Source organism: Methanoregula sp. (assembly GCF_035543475.1).
GTDB lineage: Archaea > Halobacteriota > Methanomicrobia > Methanomicrobiales > Methanospirillaceae > Methanoregula.
In genome coordinates this window covers 1-22,022 of record NZ_DATKKA010000024.1, presented here as the reverse complement: position 1 = coordinate 22,022, position 22,022 = coordinate 1, and the positions used below count along the sequence as shown (strand labels likewise).

At 53.9% G+C, this 22,022-nt stretch carries 21 protein-coding genes and 1 tRNA gene; 9 read left to right on the top strand and 13 right to left on the bottom strand.

Annotated features, from left to right (window positions below):
* Positions 1–123 precede the first annotated feature (123 nt).
* From VMS83_RS09185 to VMS83_RS09165, 5 genes are all read right to left on the bottom strand, one after another.
* Positions 124–873: an acyl-CoA dehydratase activase gene (locus VMS83_RS09185; RefSeq protein WP_325412054.1), complete on the bottom strand. Its 750-nt coding sequence runs from the start codon at positions 871–873 to the stop codon at positions 124–126.
* Positions 870–2,150: a double-cubane-cluster-containing anaerobic reductase gene (locus VMS83_RS09180; protein WP_325412052.1), complete on the bottom strand. Its 1,281-nt coding sequence runs from the start codon at positions 2,148–2,150 to the stop codon at positions 870–872. The genes VMS83_RS09185 and VMS83_RS09180 overlap by 4 nt, the downstream gene beginning before the upstream one ends.
* A gap of 24 nt (positions 2,151–2,174) precedes the next feature.
* Positions 2,175–2,696: an OsmC family protein gene (locus tag VMS83_RS09175; RefSeq protein ID WP_325412050.1), complete on the bottom strand. Its 522-nt coding sequence runs from the start codon at positions 2,694–2,696 to the stop codon at positions 2,175–2,177.
* Between the two features lie 264 nt (positions 2,697–2,960).
* The gene (locus VMS83_RS09170) at positions 2,961–3,734 is read right to left on the bottom strand and encodes an RNA methyltransferase (protein WP_325412048.1); all 774 of its coding nucleotides are present in this window, start codon (positions 3,732–3,734) and stop codon (positions 2,961–2,963) included.
* Positions 3,735–3,740: 6 nt separating this feature from the next.
* Entirely contained in the window at positions 3,741–4,427 is a 687-nt protein-coding gene (locus VMS83_RS09165; RefSeq protein ID WP_325412046.1) for a phosphoglycerol geranylgeranyltransferase, read from the bottom strand.
* 172 nt (positions 4,428–4,599) lie between these two features.
* Here VMS83_RS09165 and VMS83_RS09160 point away from each other — a divergent pair, with 172 nt between their 5' ends.
* Entirely contained in the window at positions 4,600–4,965 is a 366-nt protein-coding gene (locus VMS83_RS09160) for a response regulator (protein WP_325412044.1), read from the top strand.
* 9 nt (positions 4,966–4,974) lie between these two features.
* On the opposite strand, the gene VMS83_RS09155 is transcribed toward VMS83_RS09160, so the two are convergent.
* The 5 genes from VMS83_RS09155 to VMS83_RS09135 are packed head-to-tail and all read right to left on the bottom strand — an operon-like array spanning position 4,975 to position 11,822.
* A complete protein-coding gene (locus VMS83_RS09155; protein WP_325412042.1) occupies positions 4,975–7,803 on the bottom strand; it encodes a DNA topoisomerase I in 2,829 nt (942 codons plus the stop codon).
* A 6-nt stretch (positions 7,804–7,809) separates the two neighbouring features.
* Positions 7,810–9,258, bottom strand: a complete 1,449-nt coding sequence (gene gatB, locus VMS83_RS09150) for an Asp-tRNA(Asn)/Glu-tRNA(Gln) amidotransferase subunit GatB (RefSeq protein WP_325412040.1) — start codon at positions 9,256–9,258, stop codon at positions 7,810–7,812.
* Complete coding sequence (gatA, locus tag VMS83_RS09145; protein ID WP_325412038.1) at positions 9,255–10,559, bottom strand: Asp-tRNA(Asn)/Glu-tRNA(Gln) amidotransferase subunit GatA; 1,305 nt, start codon at positions 10,557–10,559, stop codon at positions 9,255–9,257. The genes gatB and gatA overlap by 4 nt, the downstream gene beginning before the upstream one ends.
* Complete coding sequence (gatC, locus tag VMS83_RS09140; RefSeq protein ID WP_325412037.1) at positions 10,559–10,828, bottom strand: Asp-tRNA(Asn)/Glu-tRNA(Gln) amidotransferase subunit GatC; 270 nt, start codon at positions 10,826–10,828, stop codon at positions 10,559–10,561. Before gatC ends, gatA begins: the two co-directional genes overlap by 1 nt.
* Positions 10,818–11,822, bottom strand: a complete 1,005-nt coding sequence (locus VMS83_RS09135; RefSeq protein ID WP_325412035.1) for an asparagine synthase C-terminal domain-containing protein — start codon at positions 11,820–11,822, stop codon at positions 10,818–10,820. The genes gatC and VMS83_RS09135 overlap by 11 nt, the downstream gene beginning before the upstream one ends.
* Before the next feature lie 197 nt (positions 11,823–12,019).
* Here VMS83_RS09135 and VMS83_RS09130 point away from each other — a divergent pair.
* From VMS83_RS09130 to VMS83_RS09120, 3 genes are all read left to right on the top strand, one after another.
* Positions 12,020–12,102, top strand: a tRNA-Leu gene (locus VMS83_RS09130).
* 162 nt (positions 12,103–12,264) lie between these two features.
* Complete coding sequence (locus tag VMS83_RS09125; protein ID WP_325412034.1) at positions 12,265–12,999, top strand: hypothetical protein; 735 nt, start codon at positions 12,265–12,267, stop codon at positions 12,997–12,999.
* A gap of 864 nt (positions 13,000–13,863) precedes the next feature.
* Complete coding sequence (locus VMS83_RS09120; RefSeq protein ID WP_325412032.1) at positions 13,864–14,118, top strand: hypothetical protein; 255 nt, start codon at positions 13,864–13,866, stop codon at positions 14,116–14,118.
* Between the two features lie 37 nt (positions 14,119–14,155).
* Here VMS83_RS09120 and VMS83_RS09115 read toward each other — a convergent pair whose 3' ends face one another.
* Both VMS83_RS09115 and VMS83_RS09110 read right to left on the bottom strand, forming a co-directional pair.
* Positions 14,156–14,380 carry a YwbE family protein gene (locus tag VMS83_RS09115; RefSeq protein WP_325412030.1) on the bottom strand — a complete coding sequence of 75 codons (225 nt, stop codon included), beginning with the start codon at positions 14,378–14,380 and terminating at the stop codon, positions 14,156–14,158.
* A 92-nt stretch (positions 14,381–14,472) separates the two neighbouring features.
* Positions 14,473–15,213, bottom strand: coding sequence for a hypothetical protein (locus VMS83_RS09110; RefSeq protein WP_325412028.1), 741 nt, complete (start codon positions 15,211–15,213; stop codon positions 14,473–14,475).
* 183 nt (positions 15,214–15,396) lie between these two features.
* Between VMS83_RS09110 and pyrC the strand changes: the two genes are divergently transcribed.
* From pyrC to VMS83_RS09085, 5 genes are all read left to right on the top strand, one after another.
* Positions 15,397–16,662: a dihydroorotase gene (gene pyrC / locus VMS83_RS09105; RefSeq protein ID WP_325412026.1), complete on the top strand. Its 1,266-nt coding sequence runs from the start codon at positions 15,397–15,399 to the stop codon at positions 16,660–16,662.
* A 274-nt stretch (positions 16,663–16,936) separates the two neighbouring features.
* Entirely contained in the window at positions 16,937–17,251 is a 315-nt protein-coding gene (locus VMS83_RS09100; RefSeq protein ID WP_325412024.1) for a DUF167 domain-containing protein, read from the top strand.
* A gap of 170 nt (positions 17,252–17,421) precedes the next feature.
* Positions 17,422–18,657, top strand: coding sequence for a DNA primase DnaG (dnaG, locus tag VMS83_RS09095; RefSeq protein WP_325412022.1), 1,236 nt, complete (start codon positions 17,422–17,424; stop codon positions 18,655–18,657).
* 63 nt (positions 18,658–18,720) lie between these two features.
* Positions 18,721–19,002 carry a UPF0058 family protein gene (locus tag VMS83_RS09090; RefSeq protein ID WP_325412020.1) on the top strand — a complete coding sequence of 94 codons (282 nt, stop codon included), beginning with the start codon at positions 18,721–18,723 and terminating at the stop codon, positions 19,000–19,002.
* Between the two features lie 161 nt (positions 19,003–19,163).
* Positions 19,164–20,099, top strand: a complete 936-nt coding sequence (locus VMS83_RS09085; RefSeq protein ID WP_325412018.1) for an ornithine cyclodeaminase family protein — start codon at positions 19,164–19,166, stop codon at positions 20,097–20,099.
* A gap of 292 nt (positions 20,100–20,391) precedes the next feature.
* Here the strand turns inward: VMS83_RS09085 and tes are convergent, their stop codons facing one another.
* On the bottom strand, positions 20,392–21,855 hold the full coding sequence (tes, locus tag VMS83_RS09080) for a tetraether lipid synthase Tes (RefSeq protein ID WP_325412016.1): 1,464 nt from the start codon (positions 21,853–21,855) through the stop codon (positions 20,392–20,394).
* Positions 21,856–22,022: the final 167 nt, after the last annotated feature.

The following is a 22,022-nucleotide window of genomic DNA, read 5'->3' as shown; positions in this document are numbered from 1 at the left end:
CGCAATTGACAGAAAGGATCCCGGGGATCGATCCGGCCTGACCCTATACCTTTCTCCTGTTCCCTTGAACATGAGCTTTATCGAGGGAGATATCCCCCTTCATGCTGAACAACCCCGCCAAAACTAACCGTTTTCCAATGCGCTCAGTGCTGCCCCGACGGCCCCGACAATCTGGGGATCGGGGGGCACAAAAACAGGCCTGCCCGTTTCATTTTCGAGGAGATTCCGTGCGCAGTTATTCAGCGCAACACCCCCGGCAAAAAAGATCCTCCCCTCAGGAGCGACACGTTTTAAGAGCCCCGCAGCACGGCTGATAATCGCCTTGTGGATCCCAAGGGCAACCTCGTTTCTGTCCGCACCCTGGGTAACAAGGGATACCACCTCGGACTCGGCAAAGACCGTGCACATGCTGTTGATCTTCTCTGCCCTTTTTGCTGAAAGGGCGGCAGCAGAGAACTCTTCCAACGTAAAACCAAGCACGGTTGCCATGACCTCAAGGAACCGGCCGGTCCCGGCTGCGCACCGGTCGTTCATCTCGAACTTGCACAGGTTACCCTCTTTGCCAAGAGAGATTGCCTTAGTATCCTGGCCACCGATATCAAGGACCGATTCGCAATCTTCAGAAAAAAAGCGGGAACCCCGGACAAACGCCGTGATCTCGCTTACCACCGGGCAGTTGAGATGCCCTTTGATCAGGTGACGCCCGTATCCGGTGGCAGTGACCCGGTCATAGTCCACACCCTCCAGGAGTTCGTGTGCGATCCCCAGAGGGTTGTGCGAGGTTACTGATTTGCGGGAGAGGACGAGCCTGCCATCTTCGATCACGGCAAGTTTTACCGTCCGTGAACCGATATCGATTCCCGCGTATCTCATTTTCGTTTCAGGCGTTCGTTAAATGCCTCGATCCGTGTCTTAAGTTGCCCAACGTCTTCCTGGCTGTAATCGGTCTCGAGACGCAGGGTCGGGATGTGCGATTTTTCCAGTTCCTTTTCTACCGGGCCACTCTCGATAATATAAGGCTGGCAGAACTGCAGGCTGTAATGGATGACACCATCAGCATGGAGTTTTTTTGTCATCTCCTTCACATAGTTAACCCGTGATGGATTCGGTGTGAAGACTGCACAGTCGACATTGAAATATCGATCAGTTATGGCATCGAGCAGTTCTTCCACGGTGTCACCCTTAACTTCGGTAAGCCACCGGGTGCCCCGTTCCCCAACACAGGACTCTTCGCCCACGATTACGGCATTGCTGGTCTCAATGAGCATCGGCAGCTTCCAGTTCGGGACAGCCATCGGGCATCCGGATATGATGACACGTGTTGTTCCCTTGGGGAAGACACCCTTGTGGTCTTTTACCCGCTGCTCCAGCTCGTCACAGAGCTTGTTGACCGAGTCGGTGAACCGGACCGGGTCGTCATGGAAGAAAACCTGATTGATCAGGAGGGCGTCAAGTCCCGAGATCGGGGCCGGGTCGGCCGCACGAAGTGTAGCAAGCCGGATCATCGCCTTCCGCTTTGCATTGACGATCTCAATGCCTTTCTTAAGTGACTGGACGGTGACTTTCTTCCCGCTCTCTTTTTCGAGTTTTGCAATAAACTTGCGGTACTCCTCTTTGAGAACCAGTCGGCCGGTCTCGCTCTTTGTCTGCGGAAGATCCATGACGTAGAGATCCTTTACGAGAGGTCTGAAGATCTCATAGGCCTTCTTCTTGCCGTCGCAGGTATTCTCACCCACGATCACATCGCAGGACTCCACATAGGGGCAAAGCTTCCCGAGCTTGAACCCGAACATGGACTTGATAAGCGAGCAGGTATTCCGGGGAAGCAGCGCCTCAGCCGCTTCAAAGCCCAGTTCTGCACCGGCGCACAGGCCGACTGCAACTCCATCGACTGCAAGGACGAGCTCTTCCGGGACAAAGACGCAGTAGGATCCGATCACTTTCCGGCCCTGTGCCTTTGCGTCAACAAGCTCCTTGATCCGGAGCCCATGAACCTCGCTCATCACAAAATCGAAGTACTTCATCCCTTCGGGGCGGTTTTCCTGGGAAAGGAAGATATCCGTGTATGCCTGACCCAGACCTGCGAGAAGTGCATCGTGGTTTTTTAAATCAATACCCAGTGATTTCCACATTTCCGTATAATCTGCCATGATATACAACCTGCCTTTTTAATGTTAGATCTTTTTTACTTCGGCTTTCAGGGGGATGGCATGCTGAATGGTGAACATGCCCATGCAGTGCGTAAGGGAGTAATCCTTGAGATCCTTGAGCTGGGCCTCGGTAACATCACCTTTGACATCCATAAAGACACGGAATCCATTCACTAATGGCTGCTTCCCGAGATCGAACTGCGCGGTGTAATCGAGATCCGCCTCGACCCGCGTCTTTACGCTGTTCAGACGGATGTTCCGCATCGAGGCTTCGGTCACAAAGGTGCTTGAGAAACATGCGGCAAACCAGAAGAGACCAAAAGCCATCGGGCCAGGACGGCTGGCCGGGCCGGCGAAGTTCGGGTGACAGGCTTCCATTGTGTAGGTGCCGTCCTTTACCTTGACCTGCGAGCGGAACTGCGGTCCACCCTCTTCAAAAAGCCAGTCCCCCTCGATCCTGGCAGTGAATGTTGCCTCTGCCGGGTTGTTCTGGATCTCTTTTTTGTATTCTGCTACTTGCTTGGTGTCGATATTATTCAGACCCACGAGTTAACACCTAATGAAATTATGATTGGATAGGTTAAAAACTTTTAGTAAATACGGAGATAAAATGAGAGATTAGACTTTACATTCATCTGAAAACCTAAGGATACACGGAGTAGCCAGAGTATAAAGAGGAAGACCAAAGATCGAGGTGAACCGAGTACCCCCACCAGAAGATCAGATCTCAGGAAACGTTATGGATCGAACCGATCCGGATAATAAGAAGTTCCGGAAAATGACCTAAATTTCCCGAATTATGATGTCCAGTCAATCTTCGCCCGGCTTATTTTCGGGATCGGGGTACCGGTCCTTATGCTGACGCTGCGCCTCTTTTTCCCGATCGAGCGCATCGGGATCCACATGCCACTCGGTCCGGCGCAGGAGGCCGTGGACCGTGCTTGCCTCCCGGGTTGTCAGGCCGGCCCTCCCTAAAATGCGCCGGATCATGATCATCGTGTTCTCGCGCTTGAAGGGCGGGTGGTGCACCGAATCCAGGAACCGGTCTATGTGGCGGTAAAGATGCCCCATCTCATAGGGGGTGGCAAGCCGGTACTGCGGAAGAGGGAGACTGGCAAGCTCATAGCAGACAATACCGACTGCATGGGAGAGGTTCATGATAGGGTATTCATCAGAAGTCGGGATCGTGCAGATCATATCGCTGCGTTTCACTTCGTCATTATTGAGCCCCCAGTTCTCCCGCCCAAAGAGAATGGAAACCCTCCCTTCACCAGCGCCGATCCGTTCGCGCAGTTCGCGGGGAGAATAAAACGGCATCCTCATCGGCGTGCAGACAGATTTGCTCACCTGTCCCGTGGTGGCTACCACGATGCTGCTCCGGGCAAAAACATCCTCGATCGTGCAGATCTCCGCATTTTTCAGGACATCCTGCGCGTGGGAGGCCCGGCCTTTGGCTTCCTCACCAAGTGGGCAGGGATCGACAAGCACCAGCCGGGCAAACCCGAAGTTCTTCATCACCCGTGCGGCAAAACCCACGTTTCCCTCGTAGAGAGGAGCCACGAGCACGATGTCGATCTCAGGCATAACAATTTACTGGACTGCGTCTACCGTCGCTTTCAGGACAGAAGCGCCCTGGTCGTATACCGCGTTTCCCACAACGATGGTATCGGCATACTTACCCATTTCAGCTGCTTTCTCTGCTGAGTTGATCCCTCCGCCATAGTAGAGGATCGCCCGGTCAGTCGCCCCGGCTGCTGCTTTCACGACCGCTGGATCGCCATACGTGCCGGAATATTCAACATACACGATCGGGAAATGGAAATACCGGTCAGCAACAGCGGCGTATGCAGCCACCTCAGGGGGCCTGAGGTCGCAGATGGATTTTGTCACTTTTCCCACAGATGAGGCGGGGTTAAGGACGATATAAGCCTCGGGAACCACCCGGTCCCAAGGGATCCTGCCATCCTGCTGCTGAACCCAGAACCGGTGCTTGCCGACAATCCACTGCACGTCGGTTGTATTCATCACGCTCGGAACAAAGAGATATTCAATACCTTCAACGAGCACTGCCTCAGGACCTGCGGGTTCCATAACAAGGGGCAGGTCATACTGCGCGATCTGCTTCTGAAGGGTGAGTAGGTTCTCTTTTGTCACGTTCAGGGTTCCAGAGAGCATCAGGGCATCAGTGCCGCTCGCAGCAATGGCATCAATATCCCCGGGCCTGAGCTGCTTATCCGGGTCGAGTTTGGTCACATGCACCCAGTCTTTCCACTTCATGTCAGTATCAGAAACAGATAGGTCGTGGATCCCAATAAACCGGCGTACTGCAAGGAAAAACGCCGGCAACAGCAATCTCACTTGTGGGATCGATTTCACCCAAAGGCGGGTGAATGGATAACCATATGTCATGATCCGCTCATAGTGATACATAACGAGGGAAGAAAAAACCATGAGCGGAAAACCGGTTCTTCTCGTAGAAGATGACGATATTATCGCAAAGATCGCTGAATGGCGCTTAAACAACCTGGGTTACCAGGTCTGCGGCCGGGCTGTCTCCGGTGCTGAAGCCATGGAGATGGTGGTAAAGTTCAAACCGTCAGTTGTTCTGATGGACATCAACCTGAAAGGGGAACTCGATGGTATTGAGACCGCAAAGATGATTAAAAAAGGGTTCAACATCCCGGTGATCTATGTAACATCCCATTCTGACGGTCCCACCGTAGAGAGGGCGCGCGAAACCAAGCCTGACGGATTTATCATAAAACCCTTCGATGATAACGATCTCAGGGTGGCTATCGAGCTCGTCCTGAAATAATGGTTTTTCTCATATCCGGATAACAGCATTCTCCTTTTTTTTCCGCATCTGTGCCTGATAACCCCGGATCTTCTCTTCATCGAGGTCTGTAGCAGCAGCAATTTTATGCGCATCCGCTGCGATCAGGGCCTCACCGTTGAAGACACCTGTCCCGATAAGTTTGTCCGCCACAGCTGCTGTCAGTCCTTTGACCGAGAGCAGCTCCTTTCTTCCTTTCTCAAGCCGGGCTTTGGGGATGGCAACCGGTACGGGCCGGTGCAGGTATTCGCAGACAAGTGTCAGGTGACGGTTTACGGTACCGCTGCTCATACCGGTCAGTTGTGCAAGCTTCTCCGGGCCCAGCGCCACAAAATCCTCCGGGCCTGCAACACCTGCCGCCATGTACTTTTTCAGGCTCACCGGAGGGATGCCGGTCTCCTTGAGGAGCTGGCCATTATAGGTAATCCGGGCCTCTGCAAGGAGGTCGCGGGCTTCGCTCTCGCTGATACCAGCCTGCTGGAGTGTCACGGGATTTGCCCGGGCAAGACTTGCAAGATCAGTCACCCCGGCCTTTCCAAGCGCTTCCATGATCTTTGCGTAACTGCGCCCCTTACGCGGGATCAGGTGATTCCGCATAAACTTGCGGCACTCGGAACGCCGGCGCAGTTTTTCCAGAACCTCTCCGGCTTCTTTTTTGAGTTTCTGCGCTGTCTCCAGGGGCAGGTCGAGTTTTTTTGCCAGGGAGTCAGATTCGCTTCGCGCGATCTCAGCCACCGTGTAGATATGGAGGGCCCGGGCCTTTTCAAGCAGAACCTCGTTCATGGACGGGATCTCGGTAAGGGACTCTGCGTTGGAACTGATGTGGTGGCAGAGCGGGCACCCGATGTCCCAGGGTCGGGCACCTTTCCTGACGAGGCGGACAAAATGGAGGTGGTGCTTGTCGCAGACATCGTCGGTGCGGACCGCCCAGCCCCACTGGGTAACCGGGAGACCGATATTGAACGTACATTCCGGGTACCGCGAACAGCCGATAAACTGGGTTGATCCCCGCATGTGCTTGATCGCAAGCGTCCCGCCACAGGCAGGGCAACGGCCAAGGTTGAGTTCCTCTGCTGTGCGATCCCGGATATCGTTACCGATCACCTGCTCGTTTGCCTCGAGCTGGTCAAATGCTTTATGCAGCATGCTGCGCGATTCCGCAATCACATCGTCGCGGGTCCGCTTGCTCTCTTTTATCTGCTGCATGTGCGACTCAATGGTCTGGGTCATTTCGGGTTTGGTGATCGTATCGGCGTTCTGTTCCAGCGCCTCGGTCACTACCCGGCCCACAAGGGTCGGCCGCAGGGGATTGCCTTCGATATATTTGCGGGAGACGAGCCTTGCGATCACTTCATGCCGCGTACTCTTGGTACCAAGGCCAAGTTCTTCCATTCTCTGGATGAGCTTGCTCTGTGTGTACCGGGCAGGAGGAAGGGTCTCCTTCTCATCGAGATTGACCTTCCGGATCGGCAGTCTCTCGCCGGTGACAAAGACCGGGAGGATCATCTCCTTTGCCTCGGAGAACGGATAAACTGTGTGCCAGCCCGGTTCGAGCAGTCGACCGCCGGTTGTTGTGTACGATTCCCCGCCGGCATCGAAGTTCACTTTCATGGTCTGCCAGAGCGCATCCGGGGCAAGGGTCGCCAGGAACCGGCGGAGCACCAGCTCGTAAATCCGGAATGCGTCGTCCCCGATCCCTTCACGAGTTGCAACTCCTGTCGGATAGATTGGAGGGTGGTCTGTGGATGACTTCTTTCCCCGGGTTGGCTCAGCCCGCCGGTGTGCGATGATCCATTCCACATCTTTTTTGAACGGGGAATTCCGGATTGTGGCAAGCACGCCATTGAGATCCAAGGATGCCGGATAGACGGTATTGTCCGTCCTCGGGTACGAGATGTACCCATTCATGTACAGTTCTTCGGCGATCCGCATCGCATTTGCTGCAGAAAAACCCAGTCGCGCGGCCGCGACAATGTACGTGGTGGTGTCGAACGGGGAGGGAGATCGGTCCTGCTTGGTCCCTTCCTTAACCTCGGTCACAACAAGCGGTTCCTTCGTGTGATCACGGGCAAGTTCTGCTGCTTTCTGGTCCTTGAACCGGCCGTTCGTGTGCCGGGCCTCGATCGGTTCGCCCGCCTTTTCCGTGAGCAGGCCCAGCTGCCAGTACTTCTCCGGGACGAATTTCTCGATCTCTTTTTCCCGGTCAACGATCATGGAGAGTGTGGGACTTTGCACCCGGCCCACCGAGAGGATATTGTTGCCCCCGCGGCGTGCGGCAAGCGAGATGAACCGTGTCAGGGACGCTCCCCACATGAGATCTATGGACTGTCGTGCCTCTCCTGCCGCTGCAAGCGCGAAGTCGAGGTCCGTTGTATGGGTGAAGGCAGTCTTTAATTCCTGCGGCGTGATCGCGGAGAACCGGGCCCGGTCAATTTTTACGTCACGGTTGACGGCACGGACCAGCTCGTACGCCTCTTTTCCGATCAATTCCCCCTCGGTATCAAAATCGGTGGCAATGGTGACCCGGTCGGCATGACGGGCCAGTTTCTGGAGGAGGGAGACTATCCGTTTTTCAGTGGGCACCTTGATGGTCTTTGCATCGATCAGGCTGCGGGGGGTGTACTCCTCACTCCGCCAGTTTTCGTAACCGGGTTCGAAATCGACCTCGACCACGTGGCCGCGCAGCCCTACTGTGGTTGTATCGCCGAAACTGTAGGTCGAGACCCCTGCATCTTTTTTCTCGGCAATCCTGTGGCCCCCGGCAAGGATCTCGGCGATCCTGTGGGCCGAGATGTTCTTTTCTGCAACGATCAGGTGCACGTCGGATCACTGCTCCGCGTCCCTGAGTGCCGCAACCATCATCCGGTTCAGCTCGCCCGGATCGGCGCGACCTCTCGTCTTTTTCATGACCTGCCCGACGAGGAAATTCAACGCCCCGTTCTTTCCGGCTTTATAGTCATCGATAGCCTTTGGGTTTTCTGTGATCACTTCTTTGACCGCCGCAACCAGAGCCCCGTCATCGCCGGTAGTCTTTGCAAGGTGGAGCCGCGCAACAATCGCCTCCGGAGTCTCCACAGTCTCGCCCTTCAGCTGCTCATCGAGCATGACCCGGAGGACCTCAATGCCGCTTTTATCTGTTATAGTCCCGATTTTGAGAAGGGCAAGCAGGCTGCCGAATCGGTGCGGATCCACGCTCTCTATTCCCATATCCCGGTAATTGAGCTCCCCGGTAAGCGTATCGGCAATCCAAGTATCTGCGAAGCCGCAGAGGTCCGCCCGATCCCCGGCAACTACTGCCTCGAAAAAGTTAGCCATCTTCAATTCGCCGGTCAGGGTCCGGGCATGGTTGAGTGAACACCCGTACTGGGTAACGAACCTCTCGCGCCGCACATCGGGAAGTTCGGGGAGCACGATATCCTTTACCCAGGACTGGACACGAAGGGGGCGGAGATCCGGCTCGGGGAAGTACCGGTAATCATGCTCCATCTCCTTTGAACGGGCAGACTGGGTGATCCCCCGGGCCTCGAGATAGTGCCGGGTCTCGCGTTCAACGGGAAGGCCGCGCCGGATCATGTTTTTCTGTCGGGTAACTTCGAAGGTGAGCGCCTTTTCAACCCCTTTATAGGATGTGATATTCTTGATCTCCACGCGTTCACTGCCCCGGAGCGAGATGTTTGCATCAACACGCAGCGATCCCTCTTTTTCCGAATCAAAGACACCAAGGTATTCGAGCGTGGCTCGGAGCTTGTTGAGGAATTTACGCGCTTCTTTGGGTGAGCCCATGTCCGGCTCGGAGACAATCTCAATAAGCGGAATACCGGCGCGGTTGTAGTCAACGAGGGAGTACCGGCCACGCTCGGCGTTCCCCATATGGACAAGCCGGCCCGGGTCCTCCTCAACGTGGATGCGGGTGAGCTGGATCTTGCGCTCCTTCCCGTCATCCCCTTCGATCTCGATGTAGCCACCCTGTGCGAGAGGCTTGTCGTACTGCGTGATCTGGTAGGCCTTATCGAGGTCAGGGTAGAAGTAATTCTTCCGTGAGAACTCGGATTCGTGGATAACCGTGCAGTTGAGCGCCTTTGCCACTTTCATTGCATATTCTATGGCGCGCTTGTTCAGGGCCGGCATCGTGCCGGGGAGGCCGAGGCAGATCGGGCAGACGTGGGTGTTGGGGCCGTCGTCCCGGTAATCGGTGGAACAGCCGCAGAAAAGCTTGCTCTTTGTATTGAGCTGGCAGTGGACCTCAAGGCCTACGATCACATCTGCATCGATCATGCCTTCACCGCCTGCTCGTACGCATAGGCAACGTCCACCACGCGCTCGTCCTCGAATTGTCTGCCCATGATCTGGAAGCCGACCGGCATCCCCTGGACTTTCCCGCAGGGTACCGAAATCGCCGGTATCCCGGCAAGGTTTACGGGCACCGTGAGGATATCGGAGAGATACATGGAGAGCGGGTCGCTCTTTTCGCCCAGTTTAAAGGCGATGGTGGGCATCGTGGGACCGCAGAGCACGTCCACATTAGTAAAGAGCCGGGCAAAGTCCTTCCGGACATTCTCGCGTGCCACCTGCGCCTTTGCATAATACTTCCCGTAATATCCCGAGGAAAGGGCAAAGGTGCCGAGCATGATCCGGCGCCGGACCTCGGGGCCGAACCCCTGCTTTCGCACGTCCTGGTACGCCGCATGCCACGATTTTTTGGTATCGGCGGCCGGGCCGTACCGTACGCCATCGAACCGGGCGAGATTGGAACTGGCCTCGCTCGTGCAGATTACATAGTAAGCGGCGAGTGCGTACTCCATCGAGGGAATGCTGCAGGGAACTGTGGTGGCGCCAAGCTCTTCGAGTCGCCCTATCGCGCGCCGGACGGTGGCGGCAATCTCCGGATCCACACCCGCCCCGAAATACTCTTTGGGGATACCGATCCGCAGGCCTTTTATCTCAGCGGACGGGGTGTGGTGATACGGTCGGTCGTAGGACGTGGAATCCCGCCGGTCATGACCTGCAATAATGGACATCAGGAGCGAGACATCCGCGACATTTGTTGCCATCGGTCCGATGGTTTCCAGGGAGTTTGCGTACGCGATCAGGCCATACCGGGAGACACGGCCGTACGTTGGCTTAAGCCCGACAATCCCGCAGAATGCCGCCGGGCAACGAATCGATCCCCCGGTGTCGGTACCAAGCGCCATCCGGACCATCCCCGCCGCAACGGCTGCCGCACTCCCTCCCGAGGATCCACCGGGCACTCTTTTGGTATCGCAGGGATTAAGCGTGGGGCCGAATGCCGAGTTTTCGGTACTCGTACCCATCCCGAACTCGTCCATATTTGTCTTGCCGGCGATTGCTGCGCCTGCGTTCCTGATAAGGGTCACCGCATGCGCATCGTAAGGAGGGACATATCCTTTGAGGATCTTGGATGCACAGGTAGTCTCGATACCCCGGGTGGAGATATTGTCCTTGACCGCAACTGCGATCCCGGAGAGTTTGCCCCCGGCATACTCAGGCTGTGGGCAAACAGTCAGGAACGCATTATACCGGTCATCTGGTTCAAAACGGATCGTATTCTCTGCCACTACATCACCCGTGGGGCCTTGATAAAACCGTCTTCCTGTGCCCCGGCATTCTTTAATGCCTCTTCCTGTGGAAGGGAGGGCTCAACTTTGTCCTCCCTGAGGATATTATAAAGATCCCGGGTGACCACTGCATCACCCTGGACCCGGTCGAGCACGTCAAAATATTCCACAATGGCATTGAACTGGCCGGTAAAAGTGGCGAGTTCTGCGGTGTCAATGCCGATATCGGCAAGTTCTCCGATATGTTCCACGTCTTTTTCAGTGACCATGTTCCACCCGTCCGATGTGGTCTATGTAATCTTGCACGGACGTTTTATAACCATTTTTACGGGCAAGCTTCTTTAGTTCTCCCCAAACCCCGCTCCCGTACTGCATGGCCTTCTTCTCATATCCGGCCAGTTCCTGCGGGATATAGTGCGCTGCGACTTCCCGGAGCGGGATTTTGCGTTGACCATTACGTACCTTCTCGCGGGCGGGGATTTTACCTGCAGCGCGCACAACCCGGATATCCAGGTAGGGCATGGAAAGGTAGGTACCGGAAAGAGCGGCAACAGCCTGATCACGTGCGGCTTGAAACTCAAGTCCCGCAATATCCCGCGCAAGATCGTCTTCCAGGTTCGGAGAGGAGAGATACCGGGCATACCCGCCGAAGAGCTCATCTGCCCCCTGCCCGGCAAGGATGCGCCGGTACCCGTGAGCACCCGCCCACCGGGTAACAAAATACATCGTAACGGCAATACTGGTATTTACCGGATCTTTTTTCGGGATTGCAGCGATTACCGCAGGAAGAACAGATTCGATCTCGGCCGGAGTGATCTCGACTTCGGTACAGGACAGGCCAAGAAGCCTGGCGGCATGCCTGGCCCGGGTGAGATCGTGAGAACCGGCAAGACCGACAGCCACGCACTCCCGTTGCGCGAGCGCTGCCACAAGACTCGAATCCACCCCGCCCGAAAGTGCCATGATACCTTCGTCGCTGCGGAGCCTGACTGCTGTCACGATCGCATCCTCAAGGGTACACGGGGCAGGATCCGGTTCGATCAGGCACCGTACTTTCCCTTCGCAGAAGAGCGTGCCCTTGGGGCCCGGTCCGGGGAGAATACCAAAATGATCGCGTGCCTGGCATGCTCCCCACGAGAGGGAGAACTCACCACCAAACATCCTGATTCGGTCGGGTTCAGTCAGTACGATCTTCTCAACCTCAGCGGGGGAGAGCCTGACCCCATCCTGCTCGACCCAGCCGGTATATACAAAGGAGGTCATGCACTTGCTGGATACAGTATGGTAATGACAAGGGATATAATGCGTGGAGATTGTGCAGGAACCGGGTCGACCCGGTAATACTGGCGCCGTTTCCGTGGCTGCCGGCCGACGCCCGGGTATGTTCCAATCGGTTGTCTTTTTATTTTTGTTCTCCGGAGCCATGATTCTTTTATGATACAGGCGAAATACTATAGGGCGCGAGGGTACGAAAGTGGCCAACTCGGCTGGACTTAAGATCCAGTTCCGCAGGGATTCATGGGTTCGACTCCCATCCCTCGCACTTTTCTTGTGGGTTATAGATATCTCGCATTTTGCAACCCATCACATGCGGCATCTATTCTGATATCACTGTTCTGAAAGTGAGGCATGGGCTTGCACGGGCACTATAACCAAGGATAAAAATTAATTGTTATATCCAACCATATTCAAGTTGGATTTTGTAATGGAATTGAAAGGTACAGGTAATGTAAAACTGACCGGTTCCGTGTCAATTGGGATAAGAACAATACTCTCCAATCGACATATTCAATGTGCATTAATTTGTGCTAAAAAAAGTAATGAAATTGAGAGCCAATATAGTGAAGGTAGTAAATGGGAAGAGAATGCCCCATTATATCAAGAAGATCAGGCTTATTCTTGGGGCGCAATTATCTCTTCTGTTGCATATCTAGAATCACTAATAAATGAATTTTTTAATGATTGCAACTACAATGCAGAAGAAATTAAATCGATAGGTGAAGAAGAAATTAAATTGCTAAATAAACATTATGAAAAAGACTTTAAATGCCGAAGGAAGGGCCCGAAACATTTAAAAATATTTTGCAAATATCTAACGGCGTATAGTATAATAAATGGCAAAGGGATATATAAGAAATCAGATTTGTGTCAAAATTTTATTGACCTGATACAACTTCGTAATGCATTAACTCACTATCATTCTGAATTTCAGTTTGAAATGGGAGATCCATATGGTCTTAACCAACTTCAAGGACGATTTAAAGAAAATATCTTTATGAATAACGTTGGAAATTCATTTTTTCCATTTAAATGTCTCGGAGCCGGTTGTGCAGAATGGGCCGTAAATATATCAATTGACTTTACTGAATTTTTCTATTCGGAAATTGGTCTTAAAAGTAAAATGGCCGAGGTCAAGAAAATTCAATTAGGAATGAGTTGATCGACCACCAAATCACTTTGCGAATCCACATTTATTAATGGATTGATCCCATAGTTCTACCCTTTCTCTCACATGGTTATTGAGAATAAATGGCTGATCTCTCTTGGCATTTTTTTTCATATAATGCATTGTGCCTTATAAGATTCCTCGTTTCTTCCATTCGGTGTTAGGGATGCTCAATATCTTCTTTCGGACATTAACCGCATCCTGACGACTGATCGCATAATCAGGGCTAATCTAATCAAGGTAAGTGCGTAGCGCAAAACCCGACGAGGCGTTTTGCGCGTAGGGCATCGCTAATTTTTTAAGCACTCAAAAACTCCCGTCACGATTCCTCCCCCCTCCTCGCTCTGCTCGGAGTCGCTCGGGCGCCTCATCGGGCCCTCGCTGGGCGAATGCGGTTGATCCTATTTCAATGCCGCCGCGGGGGCTTCCTGCCGGGGGCGGCGGCTTTTCTGGCCAGTGGGGGTGTGGGGGCGACAGCCCCCACGATATCCCCGCAATGTTTCCATGTACAACCCGGATCCTCCGGTCTGGCCGAAGGGATGTCCGGAAAAGTCCGGGTCATGAGTGATAGATTTTACAAAAATGTTCCGGTTGTGATCTGCGAATGCCGGAAATTCTCTCACTCGGCTGCTGAGGATTCCGAAAAATCTCTCACTCGGCTGCTGAGGATTCCGAAAAATCTCTCACTCAGCTGCGGAGAATTTCAAAAAATGTGCGGACCCCAGGCAGAGGATTCCGGAAATAATGACACTGTCTGCCCCAGGGAGCAGGGTTCTCCCGCGTGTTTCACCTCCGGACCTCCCTGCATGGATGGAAAGCAGGAGAGACCTTATTGGCTCACAGGGATAATACACCGGCATGACCTTAATCAAAAAGCACCGGGTACGAACGAAAAAAACCCTGGTTGATACCCTGCCGGAGATGCTGCTTGCCGCACTTGCCAACCATGAGGATTTTATTGTGACCTATGAGACGGATGAGGAAACAAAGAAGCGGTCCCTGTACGTTATGAGCGGGCAGTTAATCACTCCGGAGATGCTTACCACCATAAAACAGGCAATCCAGCGCAGGAAGGAAGAGGGAGATATCATCGTCACCAGGGACTGGAAATAAAAAGAAATCTCGTTTTTAGCGAAAAACCTGCCCTGAATCATTCTCTTTGATCAGTACCAGTACCATCAGTCCCGATAATACGGGCCACTCGTCCGATACGGCCGTCTTTGAGCCTGACCTTGATGCCATGCGGGTGAACCGGGGAATTGGTCAGGATATCCTGGACAATGCCCCGGCTCACTTTCCCGCTCTGCTGGTCCTGCTTGAGAATAATATCAACAGTGCAGCCGGGGCGTATCGTGTCACGGCGCGTTCCATTCATCTTACGGTCAGGTCGGTTTTCTATGAGAATCACCATCACAGGAAGGGTCAGGCCATTTCATAAAGGAAACGAGTTCAGAGGCTAAAAAAGGATTATAACGAAGGGACATTGTACGACCCGATGCCGGATTCAATCCACCCCAGGGAAGTCACCCACCCGTGATTACTCCCGTGCAGTGTCAGTACGCTGATATTGTTCTGGTACATATTTGACGCCGGAGAGAAGATATTCCAGGAATTTATGCCGGTAACACTCGCGCTGACCGACAGTGATGCCGCGGGGTTTGCGGTATAATCCGCATACATGCTCGTCAGGTACTGATAACATACGGGAGTGCTTGCCGATGTTGCATTCATCGAAGGACAGGCAGCCGTGTGGAGGTTCTGGACCGGCCGGAATACTGCCGCATTTTCAACCGGTGCAGAGGTATCGATAACAGAGGATGACGAGGCGTTCACGATCAGGGTGATTGTAGTGGGCTGCGCTACCCCGTTTGCCGGACGCTGTCCGATCATCGGGGCTGATACCTGCAAAAGTGTCGCCTTGCCGGTACCATAGAGTGTCAGGTTCCAGTCTGCGGGGGCCCCGGAGATCTCATGGCTGCTGATCTGCGCGACCACCGGAGAATCCCCATGACTGTCTGCGGGAACAGGTAAGAATAGGGTGACATTCGACAATACATCATTCGTCGAGATCGTGCAGATGTACTGATAATTACTCGTCAGTGAATTCCGGTACATTGTATCGACGGACGTAGTATACGTAGCAATGGCCACGAACAGAACCAGGATTACAATAAAGAGCCCAAGCGCAATCTTGATGATCTTATCCATAGGAGCCCCCCCTTGGTAACGGAAAGAAGACATGAGACCCGTTTCCGGGTCTCCTCATGCTCTCCGGCCACCAGATCTCTATTCCGGGAGACAGCTAAAAAAAGCATTGTATTTCCCTTTGAGCGGGAACGCTTTGGCCCTGCAAAACGGTACGACTATATGATCCGGAGCCGATCATACTTCATGGAGCGCCGCCCCGACCTTATCCTTGCCAATGTCCAGCTCCCTGAAGGGCGCAGGGCGGATATAACAATCCATGACGGCCGCGTCATCCATGCTGGTGCCAGCACAGCAGCGGAAAGAAGAATTGACTGCACAGGCTTTTTTATCCTCCCGGCAGCGGTGGATATGCATGTCCACATGAGGGGAGGAATCCAGTCGGCAAAAGAGGATTGGGAGTCGGGAAGCAAAAGTGCTATTGCCGGGGGAGTTACAGTCGTTGTCGACCAGCCCAACACGATCCCTCCCCTCACTACACCGGAGACATTTGCCGCAAGAGTGAAGGAGGCCCGGGAACATTCCTCCTGCAGTTTTGCAATTAACAGTGGAGTCACTCCTGGTACCCCTATCGAGGCAATGTGGGAGGCCGGAACCATGGCCTTTGGGGAGATCTTCTTTGCCCCCTCCAGTTATGGCGAGGCACTGGGTAAGGCAGAATTCTCCCACGCGCTCGAGCGTATCCAGGCGCTGGGGGGGTTAGCCACCGTTCATGCCGAAGGAATCGGATCAGGCAAGGATACCGGCCTCGCTGCCCATGATACCTTGCGCTCACCCGAACGGGAACAGGAGGCAGTGATCGCTGTTCAGTCAGCGAACCGGAAAGGCTGCCGGCTTCACTTTTGTCACCTGAGTGCAGCGGAGTCTGTAGATGCTGCACAGGGATCTGTGGAGGTGACGCCCCACCACCTCTTCCTCTCCCGGGAGATGACCGGTGACGCCGATTGCCGGTTCAAGGTAAATCCCCCGGTCAGGAGTGAGCGCGAGCGAACCGGTCTCTGGGAGCGGTGGAACCGCATTGATGTCATCGCATCCGACCATGCCCCCCATACAAACGAGGAAAAGACACTTCCCTTCCCGGATGCACCCTCAGGTATACCAGGTGTGGAGACCATGGTACCCCTGCTCATGGCAAAGGTGCTGGAGAAGCAAATCTCCCTTTCTGATGTGATCCAAAAGACTTCCTCTGCGCCTGCCGCGCTTATCGGTATTCCGCCATCCGGTTTTGCCCCCGGCAGCCGTGCAGATTTTGCCCTTTATCCCAGGTCTGTAACCAGGGTGAACCCGGATCTCCTGCACAGCAGATGTGGCTGGTCACCATTTGAGGGGTTCCATGCCATCTTCCCCCGGACCGTGATCCTTGGAGGTTCTATGGCATATCATGACGGGGAATTTTTCCGCTCAACTCCGGTGTGGTACCCCGGGAAAGGGCTGTCCCTCCACCCACACTAGACACACCTAGGACCGCGGACGAGAGAAATCCTGCACGAAATGCTAAAGACTCCGGACAACAGATGTGAAAAGGTGCCGATATATGCACACCCATAGGTCCCCGGGTGATCGATTGGCAAGTGCCTGGATATGATCCACGGGACAACCCGGGTGTGCGACAGGCATCGCCCGGCCGAGGGTTTTATACACCGGTGAAGAACGGCAGCAGCCACTGATGATCCACGTGTGTTTAAGCCGGGCGACACTTCCTTCTTACCGAGGCAGAATGTCCGCAATGGATGATGCAGTGCTCGAGGATCGCGATGGCGTTCTCCTGAGTATCGAGGTCACTGCCAGCGCAAAATCCAGTCTCTTTCCTGCAGGATTTAATGAATGGCGGAAGGCCATCGGTTGCCGCGTCACGGCCCCTGCCGTTGACGGGAAAGCAAACAAAGCGGTGATCGGGTTGATCAGCACGACCGCTTCTGTACCAACCGCTTCGGTCTCTATCGTTGCTGGGCTCACCTCGTCGCAGAAAGAGGTGAGGATCGCCGGTGTCACAAAAGCCCGGATCTCCGAACTTCTCTTTTCAGAAGCCGAGAGGACATAACCCATCTGATTTCTCGCAAAATGGGGGACATAAAAAGGGACAGTCCCGCCCGGCGCATGGCGAAAAAAGTGGCTTCTAACCTACACTTTAAGTAATTCCACGCGATATATATAATTTATACCTATGATCAGGCAATCCATTCATCGCATGATACATGGGGGTGCGTTTACGTGTATTCACCGGATACTACCAAGTACCTTATTCACATCAGCCTCACCGCAGAGGGGGTGGTCGAGAAACCTGACGTAGTCGGAGCTATTTTCGGACAGACGGAAGGTTTACTCGGCGAAGACCTGGATTTGCGGGATCTCCAGAGGACAGGACGTGTTGGCAGGATAGACGTCCAGATTGCAAGCAAGAAAGGGGAGACCACCGGAGAGATCCTGATCTCCACTTCCCTTGACAGGGCAGAAACTGCCATCCTTGCTGCATCGCTTGAGACCATCGACCGCGTGGGCCCCTGCGTGGCGCACGTTTCGGTAAAGATGGTGGAGGATATTCGTGTCAGCAAGAGGAAAAAGATCGTTGAGCGTGCCAAGGAGATCTTAATAGAACGTTTCGATGACGGGACGATCGACAGTGATGAGCTGCTCGACGACGTCCGCCAGACGATGCGGGTAGAAAAGATCGGGACAATCGGAGAGGAAAAACTGCCGGCAGGCCCCAATGTCCTTGAATCGGATGCCATCATTATTGTGGAAGGACGGGCCGACGTGATTAACCTGCTCCGGTACGGCATCAAGAATGCCGTGGCTGTTGAAGGAACCAATATCCCCAAATCCATTGTTGAACTCACCGAGAAGAAGACCACGACCGCATTCTTCGATGGTGACCGGGGTGGTGAGCTGATCCTTCGCGAACTGCTCCAGGTAGCCGATATCGATTACGTTGCGTTCTCCCCGCGAGGGAAGAGTGTCGAGGATATGACCAAGAAGGAGGTTATAAAGACGCTCCGGAACAAGGTGCCGGTCGAGTACGTCCGCGACCAGTATTTTGAGGACGCAGCCGAACTGCCGGCGGACCTCGTCCGCCCGGCCCGCCAGTTATCGGCTCCCGATGAGAGCGACGCAGCAGGTCGGGCCGGAACCGGACAGAAACGGACCCGGGAGAGCACGCCAAAAGTGCCGGTGACTATCCGGGATCACATGGAAGATGTAAGGGGCAAGAGCGTGGCCCGGTTCCTGAATGAGGATATGGCAGTAATCCGGGAGATCCGAACGGAGGAAATCGAGAAAGCCGTGGATATGCTGGACGAGCCTGCAGCCGGCGTTGTCATCGATCGTACGGTGGATCAGAAACTGCTCGACCGGCTTGTCTGGAAAGGACTCGAATACGTAGCAGCGAAAGATTTCAAAGGTATTATAAAAAGGCCGTTAAACATCAGGTTGATGAAAATGAGCTCGTAAAAACGAGCCCGCACAAATTTATTTATGCAAGTTACGCCCCATGTAACACTTTGGTGTGGTAATTTGCACAAGGAAGAACTGATCAGTCTTCACAAGATCCTCTTTGAGGTCAAGGACTATTTTGAAGAAACCAACCCGGACCTGAAGTTTTCCCAATACACCGCGTTAAAAATTACCCCGTCACAGATGCACAAGAGCAAACTCGAGCACAAATACGCCATCTTCGTGCTGGGCAACGAGATTGCAAACGCGATGAAGGATGTGGACTATACCTCCTCGTCGAGGATCTCGGCACGTATGAAGGACCTTGCAGAAAAAACTCTCAAGGAAATGGAATACGCCTGAGTTACTGAACACTCTTTTCTTCTGGCTGACGAATTCGGACATTGGGGCGGAACGGTGAGGCGGTGCCCTGTACAGACAGGGCCTTCTACTCTCCCGGATGCGATCGGTCGTTGTTCCAGTCGGGGAATAACGCTAAATCCGATCAGGTGAATCACACAAGTATGCGATACTTTCCTGATCCGGACAAAAATCTCGACCTTGGCGCCGTGAACAGGGTCGTCGAAGCTGCCTTTGCCGATCACGGAAAAGGGCTGGTGCAGATGCCCCCCAAGATCTACGTTACTCTTCCCGCAGGGGATTTTCGTACCATGCCCGGATTCCTTCCAACACTGGGGATTGCCGGGGTAAAGATTGTCAATGTCCATCCAGATAACCCAAAGATGGGCCTTCCCACCGTGATGGCGCTCACGATCATCCTCGACATCGCTACCGGGAAGCCTGCAGCTATCCTGAACGCAACCCGGCTTACGGATCTCCGGACCGGTGCGGCCGGGGCGATTGCCGCCAAATACCTTGCACCAAAAAAGGAGTGCGTGCTGGGGGTCATTGGCACCGGGCGACAGGCCGAGGCACAGGTGAGAGCTACCGCGCAGGAGATCTCTTTAACCGGCATCCGGGTCTGGAACCGGAATTCCGTTCATGCCAGTGCGTTTGCTGCGCGGCTTTCACCCCTGTCTGCGGAGAGCGTCTCCCTTGAACAGGCCTGCGACTGCGATGTCCTGGTTACCACTACCCCGTCCCGGGTCCCCCTGATCAAAAGCGAATGGATACACCCTGGTACACACATAAACGCCATCGGAGCCGATGCTCCCGGTAAGGAGGAGCTCGACCCGGAGATCCTGCACCGGGCCCGGGTCTTTGTGGACGATCCTGCCCAGGCATTCCACTCAGGGGAGATCAATGTCCCGATCAGTACCGGGAACTATCAGCCATGGATGATTGCAGGTACCTTAGGAGAGGTAGTGATCGGAAAAAAGAAGCGTGAAAACCCGGACGAGATTACGATATTCGATTCCACGGGTCTTGCGATTCAGGATCTTGCAATTGCATCGCTTGCTATGCGCCAGGCACCCGGAATGGAATTGCCGTTCCTGTAAGAATCGACACAATTGCCAAAGGTACAGGGTCCGCCTGCAGGCATTTGAGCGTTCATATTCTGACAGGCTTCCGCTCTCTTCCCGCCCGGATGTCCGTAGTAAACAGCCAGGATTTCCGGGCATGAATTGCCGACATCAAGGGTACATCTGACATGAGGTACACCTGCTAATCATTTCCGGGGTTGGAATACGTGAACTCCAAACAAGGGGACCGACCTTACGGCAGTCTGCCCCATTGCCAGAATGCCGTAAAAGAGAATAATATAATAGAAAGATGCAAAAAAATTGACTCTTACTGCTGCTGTTTAGCGTGCTTCTTCCAGACCTGCTCGCGGTACACCGGGCCGCTGTTATAGGTACAGAAGGGGATAAGTTTCCCGTCCGGGGTTGCATAATGGATGCAGCAGCGCTGGACGCGTTCGATATCATAGTTGTACTTGTCCATGAAATGCATCGTCCCGATGAAGAGGGCGTTCCAGTGGAACTCCCGCAACGCATCGAAGTTCTGGCCAATCAGGGTTTTGCCAATCAGTTTCCAGAATTCTGCTGTGCTCCCCTTTTCCCCCTTCTTAAATGAAGTATGAAGCTCCTTTACACCTTCAAGGAGGGTGGCGTATTTGTTGATGGTCCCGCCCTTTTTGAGCTTGTTTGCCATCAGCTCGATCGCGGCAAAGAGACTCTCCACGTCAACCATCCGGGTGACCGGGGTCATACCGTCTTTTGTCACAAAGACATAGGTAGCCGCACCACAGTGCTCATGGGCGGTAAAGCGCACCTGAGGCCGGCCGGTGTAGGCCTCAACAAGGTCGGAGAAGGGCAGAACGCAGGGGACAGGGTAAAAATCGTTCTTCTTCAGGATACCATCCGTCTGTGCCTCGATATCGTCAATGAGCTCGGGGATCGTGATCCGTTCCTTATCGATATCCTCATCATTTTTTGCCCCGGTAAAGGATACCGGCTGGAAGTTTACTCCCCGGACAATCGAGATGTGGTCAGCAGCGAATCTGATGATATCGCCAACCTCGTTATCATTCCGTCCTTTGATAATGGTCGGGACGAGCACAACGCCGAGACCGGCCTTGTTAAGGTTCTCCAGCGCTTTCGTGTGGATCTTCAGAAACGGGTTGGTTGCGGGTTTAACACCGTCGAAATGAAGGTAGACCGTGGAGAGTCCGGCATCCTTGAGCTGCTGTGCAAGTGCCGGATTGTTTGCCAGTTTTACACCATTGGTTGCGATCTGAACCTGGGGGAACCCCAGTTCTTTTGCCTTTTTGACAAGGGGGACCAGATCGTCCCGCATTGTCGGTTCCCCTCCCGAGAACTGTACCGCAGGTGCAGGTACCGGTTTCTCATTCCGGAGCAGCTGCATCATGCCCACAATCTCATCGAACGTGGGTTCATATACAAACCCGCAGGCACGGGCGTTGGCAAAACAGAAGTCGCAGTCAAGATTGCAACGGTTGGTCAGATCGATATTGGCAAGGAGCGTACCGGAATGATGGTTGCTGCAGAGACCACAGGCGGTCGGGCATGTATCCGAGGTTACGGGGTTCTGCGGATTGGCAACACCCCGACCGATCGCATCATAATGTGCAAACCGGTGGTACATTTCCGAGTCGGACCAGTAAAGGTGCCGGAATTTCCCATGCTCAGGACAGGTCCGCACAAGCCAGATCTTTCCATCATCTTCTTCGATCTCTGCTTCGAGAACCGATCCACAGACAGGACAAAGGCTGCGTGTTTTTTTGATTGCCATTTTTCCACCCGATGCACCAAAGGACACGACACTCTTTGGCATTTTGAGTAACCTTAATCTTTTTCGCTGCTCTTTATTAGAGGTATTGGAGTGCTACATTATTAGTGCTGAGTCATTCATAATACCATTGCTCTCGACACTGCTCGCCGCATTCTGGATCATGGTTC